The sequence below is a fragment of the Kitasatospora sp. NPDC050463 genome (assembly GCF_040655255.1).
In the GTDB taxonomy this organism is placed as follows: domain Bacteria; phylum Actinomycetota; class Actinomycetes; order Streptomycetales; family Streptomycetaceae; genus Kitasatospora.
The window spans coordinates 50,570-63,186 of sequence record NZ_JBFAJO010000023.1; the positions used below are offsets into that span (position 1 = coordinate 50,570).

The 12,617-nt window shown below is 71.1% G+C and carries 9 protein-coding genes; 8 read left to right on the plus strand and 1 reads right to left on the minus strand.

What is annotated here, in order from left to right:
* Positions 1–30: 30 nt before the first annotated feature.
* A complete protein-coding gene (locus AB0J08_RS16970; protein ID WP_360633769.1) occupies positions 31–792 on the minus strand; it encodes a maleylpyruvate isomerase family mycothiol-dependent enzyme in 762 nt (253 codons plus the stop codon).
* 270 nt (positions 793–1,062) lie between these two features.
* On the opposite strand from AB0J08_RS16970, the gene uvrA reads away from it, so the two are divergent.
* The 8 genes from uvrA to AB0J08_RS17010 all read left to right on the plus strand — a co-directional run bounded on the left by uvrA (position 1,063) and on the right by AB0J08_RS17010 (position 12,616).
* On the plus strand, positions 1,063–3,966 hold the full coding sequence (gene uvrA / locus AB0J08_RS16975) for an excinuclease ABC subunit UvrA (RefSeq protein ID WP_360633772.1): 2,904 nt from the start codon (positions 1,063–1,065) through the stop codon (positions 3,964–3,966).
* Between the two features lie 139 nt (positions 3,967–4,105).
* Entirely contained in the window at positions 4,106–4,558 is a 453-nt protein-coding gene (locus AB0J08_RS16980) for a Rieske (2Fe-2S) protein (protein WP_360633775.1), read from the plus strand.
* A 111-nt stretch (positions 4,559–4,669) separates the two neighbouring features.
* The gene (gene uvrC / locus AB0J08_RS16985; protein WP_360633778.1) at positions 4,670–6,757 is read left to right on the plus strand and encodes an excinuclease ABC subunit UvrC; all 2,088 of its coding nucleotides are present in this window, start codon (positions 4,670–4,672) and stop codon (positions 6,755–6,757) included.
* A gap of 124 nt (positions 6,758–6,881) precedes the next feature.
* A complete protein-coding gene (gene rapZ, locus AB0J08_RS16990) occupies positions 6,882–7,787 on the plus strand; it encodes an RNase adapter RapZ (protein WP_360633781.1) in 906 nt (301 codons plus the stop codon).
* A gap of 223 nt (positions 7,788–8,010) precedes the next feature.
* A complete protein-coding gene (gene yvcK, locus AB0J08_RS16995; protein ID WP_360633943.1) occupies positions 8,011–8,982 on the plus strand; it encodes a uridine diphosphate-N-acetylglucosamine-binding protein YvcK in 972 nt (323 codons plus the stop codon).
* Positions 8,973–9,953 (plus strand): DNA-binding protein WhiA, encoded by a 981-nt coding sequence (gene whiA, locus AB0J08_RS17000; protein WP_329490008.1) that lies wholly within the window; start codon positions 8,973–8,975, stop codon positions 9,951–9,953. Before yvcK ends, whiA begins: the two co-directional genes overlap by 10 nt.
* Positions 9,954–10,251: 298 nt before the next feature.
* The gene (gene gap / locus AB0J08_RS17005; protein WP_360633784.1) at positions 10,252–11,256 is read left to right on the plus strand and encodes a type I glyceraldehyde-3-phosphate dehydrogenase; all 1,005 of its coding nucleotides are present in this window, start codon (positions 10,252–10,254) and stop codon (positions 11,254–11,256) included.
* 154 nt (positions 11,257–11,410) lie between these two features.
* Entirely contained in the window at positions 11,411–12,616 is a 1,206-nt protein-coding gene (locus tag AB0J08_RS17010; RefSeq protein WP_360633787.1) for a phosphoglycerate kinase, read from the plus strand.
* The last annotated feature ends 1 nt before the right edge of the window (position 12,617 follow it).

Here is a 12,617-nt window from a genome sequence, read left to right on the forward strand (position 1 = left end):
CCGTGCCCGGGCCCCGCCCGGCGCCCGCTGCTAGCCCAGCGGCGGAAGCACGGGCAGTGCGGCGCGGCCGTCGGTGAGCTGGACGCCGCCGCGGTGGACCTGGAAGCCGTCGCCGTCGGAGCGGCCGGAGAGCCACGCGGTGAGTGCCCGGACCGGGCCCTCGACGGTGAGCTCCGGCTCGCCCGCGCCGATCCGGGCCCGGTCCTCGGTGTCGTCGGCGATCAGCTCGACGGCGGGCAGGCCCTCGGCGCCCGCCAGCCGGGCGGCCAGGCGCCGGAACTCGGCCACCGCGAAGAGCTCCGGCCAGTGCGCGGGGGAGTAGCCGGCGGCCAGGTCGACGTGGTGGTACTCGATCTCCATCAGCCGCTTCCACGGGATGTCGGCGGCCGGGAAGACGCAGCCGGTGCGGTGGCGCACCTCGGCCGTCCAGGCCCCGGGCGCCAGTGCCGCGGCGGCCGCGGCGAACCGCTCGTCCGAGTCGCGCAGGTCGTCGAGCTGGACGTCGAGCGGACGCCCGGCACCGTCCTCGATGCCCTGGTCGCGGGCCTCGTCGCTGGCGTACTGCGGGATGTCGGTGCCGGTCCGGGCGCCGTCGAGGAGGTTGACCAGCGAGTCGGCGTTGCGGGACAGGTGGGCGAGCACGTGGCCCCTGGTCCAGCCCGGCAGGGCCGAGGGCTCGGCGAGGGCCTCGGGCTTCAGCCCGGCCACGGTGTGCAGCAGGTGCCCGGTGCTGGTGGCGACCAGCCGGAGCCGCTCGTCGGCGAGGTCGGCGGCGGTCTGGGGGGCGGTCATCGGTGGCGGCCTCCGTCGGAGTGTTCGGCAGCGTTGCCCGCACGGGCACTCGCTCGTTGACGAGGGTGACGCTATCTCCGATGTCACGGCTGAGCAGGGCTTTTCCCGAACGGGCCCGGTCAACTTCGAGCGAGCTTCTCACTCGTTCGGGTGGACTCCACTGGACAAGCTCGATAATCGAACGCCTGAGCTATAGGCTGGCTGGCGCATCCTGGAAGAAGTACACCTCTCACGCAAAGCCATCTCGCCCGGAGAAAGGCGCCAGAAGCAGTGGCCGACCGCCTCATCGTCCGTGGTGCTCGCGAGCACAATCTCAAGAACGTCTCGCTCGACCTGCCCCGCGACTCCCTCATCGTCTTCACGGGCCTCTCCGGGTCCGGTAAGTCCTCGCTGGCCTTCGACACGATCTTCGCCGAGGGGCAGCGCCGCTACGTCGAGTCGCTGTCCTCCTACGCCCGGCAGTTCCTCGGGCAGATGGACAAGCCCGACGTCGACTTCATCGAGGGCCTCTCCCCGGCCGTCTCGATCGACCAGAAGTCCACCAACCGCAACCCGCGGTCCACGGTGGGCACCATCACCGAGGTCTACGACTACCTGCGGCTGCTGTTCGCGCGGATCGGCAAGCCGCACTGCCCGCACTGCGGCCGCCCGATCGCCAAGCAGTCCCCGCAGGCCATCGTGGACAAGGTGCTGGAGCTCACCGAGGGCACCCGGTTCCAGGTGCTCAGCCCGGTGGTGCGCGAGCGCAAGGGCGAGTTCGTCGACCTCTTCGCCGACCTCCAGTCCAAGGGCTACGCCCGGGCCCGGGTGGACGGCGAGACGGTCCAGCTCGCCGAGCCGCCCAAGCTCAAGAAGCAGGAGAAGCACACCGTCGAGGTGGTCATCGACCGCCTCACCGTGAAGAGCAGCGCCAAGCGCCGCCTGACCGACTCGGTGGAGACGGCCCTGCGGCTGGGCGGCGGCATGGTCGTGCTCGACTTCGTCGACCTCCCGGAGGACGACCCGGAGCGCGAGCGGATGTACTCCGAGCACCTCTACTGCCCGTACGACGACGTGTCGTTCGAGGAGCTGGAGCCGCGCTCGTTCTCCTTCAACTCGCCATTCGGCGCCTGCCCGGACTGCTCCGGTCTGGGCAACCGGATGGAGGTCGACCCGGAGCTGGTCGTCCCCGACGAGGAGAAGTCGCTGGACGAGGGGGCCATCCACCCGTGGTCCGGCGGCCACACCAAGGAGTACTTCCAGCGCCTGATCGACGCGCTCGCCGGTGAGCTGGGCTTCCGGACGGACCTCCCCTGGGCCGGGCTGCCGGCCCGGGCCAAGAAGGCGCTGCTGTACGGCCACAAGCACCAGGTCGAGGTGCGGTACCGCAACCGCTACGGCCGGGACCGCTCGTACACCACGGGCTTCGAGGGCGCGGTGCCGTTCATCCAGCGCCGGCACACCGAGGCGGAGAGCGACAGCAGTCGCGAGCGCTTCGAGGGCTACATGCGCGAGGTGCCCTGCCCGACCTGCCGGGGCACCCGGCTCAAGCCGGTGGTGCTGGCGGTCACCGTCGAGGGCCGGTCCATCGCGGACGTCTCGGCCATGTCGATCAGCGACTGCTCGGACTTCCTCGGCGCGATGAAGCTCAACGCCCGGGACAAGCAGATCGCCGAGCGCGTCCTGAAGGAGGTCAACGAGCGGCTGCGGTTCCTGGTCGACGTCGGCCTGGACTACCTCTCGCTCAACCGCGCGGCCGGCACCCTCTCCGGCGGTGAGGCCCAGCGGATCCGGCTCGCCACCCAGATCGGGTCCGGCCTGGTCGGCGTGCTCTACGTGCTGGACGAGCCGTCCATCGGCCTGCACCAGCGCGACAACCACCGGCTGATCGAGACCCTGGTCCGGCTGCGGGACATCGGCAACACCCTGATCGTCGTCGAGCACGACGAGGACACCATCAAGATGGCCGACTGGGTGGTCGACATCGGTCCGGGCGCCGGTGAGCACGGCGGCAAGGTGGTGCACTCCGGTTCGCTCAAGCAGCTGCTCGCCAACAAGGAGTCGCTGACCGGCCAGTACCTGTCCGGCAAGCGCTCCATCCCGATCCCGGCCGCCCGCCGCGAGCGGGACAAGAAGCGCCAGCTGACCGTCCACGGTGCCCGCGAGCACAACCTCAAGGACGTCACGGTCGGCTTCCCGCTCGGCACCTTCACCGCGATCACCGGCGTCTCCGGCTCCGGCAAGTCGACGCTGGTCAACGACATCCTCTACACCCACCTCGCCCGGGAGCTGAACGGCGCCCGCAGCGTGCCGGGCCGGCACACCCGGATCACCGGCACCGACCAGGTGGACAAGGTCGTGCACGTCGACCAGTCGCCGATCGGCCGCACCCCGCGCTCCAACCCGGCCACCTACACCGGCGTGTTCGACCACGTCCGGCGGCTCTTCGCCGAGACGCAGGAGGCCAAGGTCCGCGGCTACCTGCCCGGCCGGTTCTCGTTCAACGTCAAGGGCGGCCGCTGCGAGAACTGCTCCGGCGACGGCACCATCAAGATCGAGATGAACTTCCTGCCGGACGTCTACGTGCCGTGCGAGGTCTGCCACGGCGCCCGGTACAACCGGGAGACGCTGGAGGTCCACTTCAAGGGCAAGTCCATCGCCGAGGTCCTGGACATGCCGATCGAGGAGGCCCTGCACTTCTTCGAGGCCGTCCCGGCGATCGCCCGGCACCTGCGGACGCTCAACGACGTCGGCCTCGGCTACGTCCGGCTCGGCCAGTCCGCACCGACCCTCTCCGGCGGTGAGGCACAGCGCGTCAAGCTCGCCTCCGAGCTGCAGAAGCGCTCCACCGGGCGGACGGTCTACGTGCTGGACGAGCCCACCACCGGTCTGCACTTCGAGGACATCAGCAAGCTGATCACGGTGCTCTCCGGGCTGGTGGAGAAGGGCAACACGGTCATCGTCATCGAGCACAACCTCGATGTGATCAAGACCGCCGACTGGATCGTCGACATGGGCCCCGAAGGCGGCTCCGGCGGAGGCATGGTGGTGGCCGAGGGCACCCCGGAGCAGATCGCGGCCGTCTCCGAGAGCCACACCGGCAAGTTCCTGCGGGACATCCTGCCGGGTGAGTTCAACGACGCCCCGGCGCCGGTGAAGGCCCCGCGCAAGCGGGCCGTCGCCAAGAAGAAGTAGCGCCGCGCGGAAGCCGACGCGACACCGACCCGGCCGCCCCCGTCCTCGGGGGCGGCCGGGTGAGGGCGCATAGACTCTGCGCCGACCCGCGCAACACCGAAGCCCGCGGCGAGCCGCAGCGAGACCAGGAGCGAACGACATGTCCGAGGCCCCCGAGAGCCAGCCGGGCGAGAGCCCCGCCACCTCCCGCCGCACCCTGCTCTGCGGAGCGGCGGCCGTGCTCGCGGCCGGTGGCGGCGCCCTGGCGGTCTCCGGCTGCTCCTCCTCGTCCTCGTCCACGTCCACCGGGTCCAAGACCCCGGTGGACGTCGGTCCGGCCGCCGCCGTGCCGGTCGGCGGCGGCACCGTCTACCGCGACCAGAAGATCGTGGTGACCCAGCCGACCGCCGGCGAGTACAAGGCGTTCAGCGCCAAGTGCACCCACGCCGGCTGCATCGTCGACCAGGTCAAGAACCAGAAGATCCAATGCCCCTGCCACGGCAGCATGTTCGCGATCGGCGACGGCGCGGTGCTGGACGGTCCGGCCCCCACCCCGCTCCCCGCCTACTCCGTGGCGGTCGAGGGCGGCAACCTCAAGGTGACTCCGAGCTGAAGCAGTTGATCTCCGCCCAGTCGATCCCGGTCCAGTCGATCCCGGCTCGGTCGGTCCCCGCCTTGTTGATCTCCCCTCGGCAGCCCCGGCCCGAGTCGGTACGGTGGACCCATGGCTGACCCGTCCACCTACCGCCCCGCTCCGGGCGCGATTCCGACCTCCCCGGGCGTCTACAAGTTCCGTGACGCCCATGGGCGGGTCATCTACGTCGGCAAGGCCAAGAGTCTGCGACCCCGGCTGTCGTCCTACTTCCAGGACCTCGCCGGGTTGCACCCGCGTACCGCGACGATGGTCACCACGGCCGCCTCGGTGGAGTGGACGGTCGTCTCCACCGAGGTCGAGGCGCTCCAGCTGGAGTACTCCTGGATCAAGGAGTTCGATCCCCGCTTCAACGTCAAGTACCGCGACGACAAGAGCTATCCGGAGCTGGCGGTCACCCTCGACGAGGAGTACCCGCGGGTCCAGGTGATGCGCGGGGCGCACAAGAAGGGCGTGCGCTACTTCGGTCCGTACGGGCACGCCTGGGCGATCCGCGAGACGGTCGACCTGCTGCTACGCGTCTTCCCCGTCCGCACCTGCTCCAACGGGGTCTTCAAGCGCGCCCGCCAGGTCGGTCGGCCCTGCCTGCTCGGCTACATCGGCAAGTGCGCCGCGCCCTGCGTCGGCAAGGTCTCGGCCGACGAACACCGCGCGCTGGCCGAGGACTTCTGCGACTTCATGGCCGGCCGTACCGGCAACTACCTGCGCCGGCTGGAAGACCAGATGCGGGAGGCCGCCGCCGAGCTGGAGTACGAGAAGGCGGCCCGGCTGCGGGACGACATCGGGGCGCTGACGCGCGCGATGGAGAAGAACGCCATCGTCCTCGCCGACGCCACCGACGCCGACCTGCTCGCCCTCGCCGAGGACGAGTTGGAGGCCTCCGTCCAGATCTTCCACGTCCGCGGCGGCCGGGTCCGCGGCCAGCGCGGCTGGGTCACCGACAAGGTCGAGGACGTCGACACCGCGGCCCTGGTCGAGCACGCCCTGCAGCAGCTCTACGGCGGCGGCGACGGCTCCGTGCCGCGCGAGGTGCTGGTGCCCGCACTGCCGGAGCCCGCCGAGCCGGTCCGGGAGTGGCTGGCCGGGCTGCGCGGCAGCCAGGTCGACCTGCGGATCCCGCAGCGCGGTGACAAGAAGGACCTGATGGCCACCGTGCAGCGCAACGCCCAGCAGGCGCTGGCGCTGCACAAGACCAAGCGCGCCTCCGACCTCACCACCCGCAGCCGCGCCCTGCAGGAGATCGCCGACGCGCTGGAGCTGGACTCCGTCCCGCTGCGGATCGAGTGCTTCGACATCTCCCACCTGCAGGGCGAGGACGTGGTCGCCTCGATGGTGGTCTTCGAGGACGGCCTGGCCCGCAAGAGCGAGTACCGCCGGTTCCAGATCAAGGGCTTCGAGGGCCAGGACGACGTCCGCTCGATGCACGAGGTGATCGGCCGCCGGTTCCGCCGCTACCTCCGGGAGCGCGAGCAGACCGGGGAGTGGGCCGTTCCCGAGGCCGACGACCCCGGTGCACCCGAGGACCACGCCGCCTCCGAGCCCCACGGCGCCGCCGGCCCGGTGGACCCGGAGACGGGCCGCCCGCGCCGCTTCGCCTACCCGCCACAGCTGTTGGTCGTCGACGGCGGCCAGCCGCAGGTCGCCGCCGCCAAACGCGCCCTGGACGAGCTCGGCATCGACGACGTCGCCCTCTGCGGCCTGGCCAAGCGGCTGGAGGAGGTCTGGCTGCCCGGCGAGGACGACCCGGTGGTCCTGCCACGCAGCAGCGAAGGCCTCTACCTGCTCCAGCGGGTCCGCGACGAGGCGCACCGGTTCGCGATCACCTACCAGCGCAGCAAGCGTTCCAAGCGACTCACCGCCGGGGAGCTGGACTCCGTCCCGGGCCTCGGCGAGACTCGCCGCCAGGCCCTGCTGAAGCACTTCGGCTCGCTGAAGAAGCTCCGCGCGGCCACCGTCGACGAACTCTGCGCCGTACCCGGCATCGGACGCCGGACGGCGGAGACTGTTGCGGCAGCGTTGTCGTCCCGTCCACCCGCGGCACTCGCCGTGAACACCGCCACCGGCGAGATCATCGATGACAGCGCCGACGTGGCCGGCCCGGCAGCCGGCACCGCCGCCGACGCAGCGCCCCAGACCGCACCATTCCAGGAGACGCCATGACGGCCGACGCCGCCCGTCAGCCGGCGCGTCCCGCGCTCACTCGCCCGAGTGAGTCGGGGAAGCGTGGCCGCGCCGCGCGCGTTCTCCACAGCAGAACCACCGAGAGCGGGGAACCGAAGTGACGATGTCCGACGATGGCGGCACCGCCCGGCCGCAGGCCGGGGGAGAGAACGTCCCGGAGCTGGTGATCATCTCCGGCATGTCCGGAGCCGGCCGCTCGACCGCGGCCAAGTGCCTGGAGGACCTGGGCTGGTTCGTGGTCGACAACCTGCCGCCGGCCCTCATTCCGACCATGGTGGACCTCGGCGCCCGCTCCCAGGGCAACGTGGCCAGGATCGGCGCCGTGGTGGACGTCCGCGGCCGCCAGTTCTTCGACGATCTGCTCACCTCGCTCGACGAGCTGGAGAAGCGCGGCGTCCGGCTGAGCGTGGTCTTCCTGGAGTCCTCCGACGACGCCCTGGTGCGCCGCTTCGAGAGCGTGCGCCGCCCGCACCCGCTCCAGGCCGACGGCCGGATCGTGGACGGCATCGCCCAGGAGCGCGACCTCCTGCGCGAGCTGCGCGGCGAGGCCGACCTGGTGATCGACACCTCCAACCTCAACGTCCACCAGCTGCGGGCCAAGCTCGACGCCCAGTTCGCCGACCACGACGAGCCCGAGCTGCGCGCCACCGTGATGTCCTTCGGCTTCAAGTACGGCCTGCCGGTGGACGCCGACCTCGTGGTGGACTGTCGCTTCCTGCCGAATCCGCACTGGGTGCCCGAGCTGCGCGCCCGGACCGGCACCGACTCCGACGTCGCCGACTACGTGTTCCAGCAGCCCGGCGCCAACGAGTTCCTCAACGGCTACGCCGAGCTGCTGCGCATCATCACCGAGGGGTACCGCCGCGAGGGGAAGCGTTATATGACCCTTGCCGTAGGCTGCACCGGTGGCAAGCACCGCAGCGTCGCGATGTCCGAGCGGCTGACGAAGCGTCTCATCGCGGACGGAGTCGAAACGGTGCTCGTCCACCGTGACATGGGACGGGAGTAGCCGCCTCACCCCTGCCGGGCCGCCGGTGGAGGCCGGCGGCGGGCAAGAGGAACGCGAGGTGGGTGTGACGGGATACGTGCCCGGGCGGCAGCTTCAGAACAAGACCGCCGACCGGCTGGGGGCCCCGTCGCGCGGCGCGACGCCCAGCCGGCCGCGGACCGGCCAGGTCCGCACCAGCCCGGCCCGTACCAACCAGGCACCCCGCAGCAACCACGCGCCCAGGATCGCCGCCCTGGGCGGCGGCCAGGGCCTCTCGGCCTCGCTCTCCGCGCTGCGCCGGCTCACCACCGACCTCACCGCCGTGGTCACCGTCGCCGACGACGGCGGCTCCAGCGGCCGGCTGCGCGAGGAGCTCGGGGTGCTGCCCCCGGGCGACCTCCGCAAGGCGCTGGCCGCGCTCTGCGGTGACGACGACTGGGGCCGGACCTGGTCCGAGGTGATCCAGCAGCGCTTCACCGGCACCGGCGAGCTGGGCGGCCACGCCGTCGGCAACCTGCTGATCGTCGCGCTCTGGGAGAAGCTGGGGGACCCGGTCGCCGCCCTGGACTGGGTGGGCCGGCTGCTGAACGTCCAGGGCCGGGTGCTGCCGATGTCGGCGGTGCCGCTGGACATCGAGGCGGTCGTGCGCGGCCACGACCCGGCCAGCCCGGCGGAGCTGTCCGCCGTCCGGGGCCAGGCCAGCGTCGCGGTGACGCCCGGCACCGTGCAGTCCATCCGGCTGCTGCCGGACGGGCCGCCGGCCGTTCCGGAGGCCGTCACGGCCGTCCGGGAGGCGGACTGGGTGGTGCTCGGGCCCGGCTCCTGGTTCACCAGCGTGCTGCCGCACCTGCTGGTGCCCGAGCTCGCCGAGGCGCTCACCGAGACCCGCGCCCGCCGCCTGCTCACCCTGAACCTGGCCCCCCAGCCCGGCGAGACGGAAGGTTTCACCCCGCAACGCCACCTGGAGGTCATCGCCGATCACGCCCCCGCGCTCGCGGTGGATGCGATCCTGGTGGACGAGCGCGCCGTCACCGGCGGCGCCTTCGGCCAGGCGGACCTGGCCGGCCTGGAGAAGGCCGCGGAGCGGATGGGCGCTGCCCTGGTGCTCGGCCGGGTCGCCCGTACCGACGGCACGCCGCGACACGACCCGGAGCTCTTGGCAGCCGCGTACGACCGGATTTTCCGGACACATGGAAGGATCGGGCCATGGCGATGACTCCAGCGGTGAAGGACGAAATCAGCCGGCTCCCGGTCACCCGGGCCTGCTGCCGCAAGGCGGAGGTCTCGGCGATCCTGCGATTCGCGGGCGGGCTGCACATCGTGAGCGGCCGCATCGTGATCGAGGCGGAGCTGGACACCGGGGCGGCGGCACGACGCCTGCGCAAGGACCTCCTGGAGATTTTCGGACACTCCTCTGACCTGGTGGTGATGGCGCCCGGCGGTCTGCGGCGCGGCAGCCGCTACGTGGTGCGGGTGGTCAAGGACGGCGAGCTGCTGGCGCGGCAGACCGGTCTGGTGGACGGCCGGGGCCGGCCGATCCGCGGCCTGCCCCCGGCCGTCGTCTCCGGGGCGACCTGCGACGCCGAGGCGGCCTGGCGGGGCGCCTTCCTGGCCCACGGTTCGCTCACCGAGCCCGGCCGCTCCTCCTCGCTGGAGATCACCTGCCCCGGCTCAGAGGCGGCCCTCGCCCTGGTCGGCGCGGCCCGCCGGCTCGGCATCCCGGCCAAGGCCCGCGAGGTGCGCGGGGTGGACCGGGTGGTGATCCGCGACGGCGACGCCATCGGCGCGCTGCTGACCCGCCTGGGCGCCCACGAGTCGGTGCTGGCCTGGGAGGAGCGCCGGATGCGGCGCGAGGTGCGGGCGACCGCCAACCGGCTGGCCAACTTCGACGACGCCAACCTGCGGCGCTCGGCCCGGGCCGCCGTCGCGGCCGGCGCACGGGTGCAGCGCGCACTGGAGATCCTCGGCGAGGAGGTGCCCGACCACCTGGCTGCCGCCGGTCAGTTGCGGATGCAGCACAAGCAGGCCTCGCTGGAGGAGCTGGGCGCCCTGGCCGACCCGCCGCTGACCAAGGACGCGGTGGCAGGCCGGATCCGCCGGCTGCTGGCGATGGCCGACAAGCGCGCTTCCGAGCTGGGTCTGCCCAGCACCGAGGCCAACCTGACCGACGAGATGGCGCTCAACTAGCGATCACACCCAGTGACGGGTGAGGCAGCCGGTGTCCGGATTCCGGGCACCGGCTGTTCCGTTTCCGGACGCCGGTGCGGGGTGGTTCCGGCTCCGCTTCCGGGAGCCGTGGGCAACTGGCCCCGAGGGCAAGGACACAAGCCCTGCTGGTGACCTCTTGACACGCCACGCCAAGGCGTCCGACCCGGGCTGATGTGCCCTCTCAGGCCTCGGAGAGGTAGGGTCATAGGCGGTCGGGGACCTCCCAAATTCCACCCCGTCGGCATAGCTCCGGCGTACCTAACGAGGAGATCGGTTCGTGACGATCCGGGTAGGCATCAACGGATTCGGCCGCATCGGCCGCAACTTCTTCCGTGCGGTCAAGGCTCAGGGCGCGGACATCGAGATCGTCGGTGTCAACGACCTGACCGACACCAAGACCCTGGCGCACCTGCTCAAGTACGACTCCATCCTGGGCACCTTCCCGGGCGAGGTCTCGCACACCGAGAACAGCATCACCGTCGACGGCAAGACCTTCAAGGTCATCGCCGAGCGTGACCCGGCCAGCCTCCCCTGGGGCGAGCTGGGCGTGGACATCGTGATCGAGTCCACCGGCATCTTCACCAAGGCCGAGGCGGCCAAGAAGCACGTCACCGCCGGTGCCAAGAAGGTCATCATCTCGGCGCCCGCCACCGACGAGGACGTCACCATCGTCATGGGCGTCAACGACGAGAAGTACGACGCCGCGAAGCACACCGTCATCTCCAACGCCTCCTGCACCACGAACTGCGTGGCGCCGCTGGCCAAGGTGCTGAACGAGAACTTCGGCATCGTCAAGGGTCTGATGACCACGGTGCACGCGTACACCAACGACCAGGTCACCCTGGACTTCCCGCACAAGGACCTGCGTCGCGCCCGCGCCGCGGCCCTCAACATCATCCCGACCTCCACCGGTGCCGCCAAGGCCACCGCGCTGGTCCTGCCGGAGCTGAAGGGCAAGCTGGACGGCACCTCGCTGCGCGTCCCGGTCCCGACCGGTTCGATCACCGACCTGGTCGTCACCCTTGAGCGTGAGGTCACCGTCGAGGAGGTCAACGCGGCCTTCCAGAAGGCGTCCGAGGGCTCCCTCAAGGGCATCCTGCAGTACACCGAGGACCCGATCGTCTCCTCCGACATCGTGAACTCGCCGTTCTCCACGATCTTCGACTCGCTGATGACCATGGTCCAGGGCAACCAGGTCAAGGTCTTCGGCTGGTACGACAACGAGTGGGGCTACTCGAACCGCCTCGTCAACCTGACCACCCTCGTCGGCGGCCAGCTCTGACGCAGCGGGAGCTGACGTGAAGTAGGGGGGAGGGCCCGGACACTGTGCACGCCGTCCGGGCCCTCCGTCTGCGCACCCTCAACCTCAACTCCCAGGCGGCCCGCCGTTGTGCCGCTGCCAACAGCGCAACCATCTCCCCAGGAGACCGAAGACCGTGAAGACCATCGAAGACCTCGACGTCGCCGGCAAGCGCGTGTTCGTCCGCGCCGACCTGAACGTCCCGCTGTCCGACGGCACGATCACCGACGACGGCCGGATCCGCGCCGTCGCCCCGACCATCGCCAAGCTCGTCGAGCGCGGTGCGAAGGTCGTCGTCGCCTCCCACCTCGGCCGCCCGAAGGGCGAGCCCGACCCGCAGTTCTCCCTCGCGCCGGTGGCCGTCCGCCTCGGCGAGATCCTCGGCACGCCGGTCTCGTTCGCGACCGACACCGTGGGCGAGAGCGCGAAGGCCACCGTCGCCGCCCTGGCCGACGGCGAGGTCACGCTGCTCGAGAACCTGCGCTTCAACGCCGGTGAGACCAGCAAGGACGACGCCGAGCGCGGCGCCTTCGCCGACGAGCTGGCCGAGTTGGCGGAGCTGTACGTGGGCGACGGCTTCGGTGCGGTGCACCGCAAGCACGCCTCGGTGTACGACCTGCCGGCCCGCCTGCCACACGCCGTCGGTGACCTGATCGCCGCCGAGGTGGACGTGCTCAAGCGCCTCACCGAGGAGGTCGAGCGTCCGTACGTGGTCGTGCTCGGCGGCTCCAAGGTGTCCGACAAGGTCGGCGTGATCGACAACCTGCTCGGCAAGGCCGACCGCATCCTCATCGGCGGCGGCATGGCGTACACCTTCCTCGCGGCCCTGGGCCACGAGGTCGGCATCTCGCTGCTGCAGAAGGACCAGATCCCGGTCGTCCTGGAGTACCTGGAGCGGGCGAAGGCGAACGGCGTGGAGTTCGTGCTGCCGGTGGACATCGCGGTCTCCGCGTCGTTCCCCGACACCAAGACCCACAAGCCGGTCGAGGACTTCGCGGTCGTCGACGCCGACAAGATCCCCGCGGACAAGGAGGGCCTGGACATCGGCCCGAAGACGCGGGAGCTGTTCGCGGCGAAGCTGGCCGACGCCAGGACGGTGTTCTGGAACGGCCCGGTCGGTGTCTTCGAGCACCCGACCTTCGCCGAGGGCACCAAGGCCGTCGCGCAGGCCCTGCTCGACAGCGACGCGTTCACCGTGGTCGGTGGCGGCGACTCCGCCGCGGCCGTCCGCATCCTGGGCTTCGACGAGACGAAGTTCGGGCACATCTCGACCGGCGGTGGCGCCAGCCTTGAGTACCTGGAGGGCAAGACGCTCCCCGGTCTCGCCGCCCTGGAAGGCTGAG

Excerpts from the sequence above, each read along its gene's own strand:
- AB0J08_RS16970 (WP_360633769.1), bottom strand. The coding sequence starts at position 792 with ATGACCGCCCCCCAGACCGCCGCCGACCTCGCCGACGAGCGGCTCCGG.
- AB0J08_RS16980 (WP_360633775.1), top strand. The coding sequence starts at position 4,106 with ATGTCCGAGGCCCCCGAGAGCCAGCCGGGCGAGAGCCCCGCCACCTCC.
- uvrC (WP_360633778.1), top strand. The coding sequence starts at position 4,670 with ATGGCTGACCCGTCCACCTACCGCCCCGCTCCGGGCGCGATTCCGACC.
- rapZ (WP_360633781.1), top strand. The coding sequence starts at position 6,882 with ATGTCCGACGATGGCGGCACCGCCCGGCCGCAGGCCGGGGGAGAGAAC.
- whiA (WP_329490008.1), top strand. The coding sequence starts at position 8,973 with ATGGCGATGACTCCAGCGGTGAAGGACGAAATCAGCCGGCTCCCGGTC.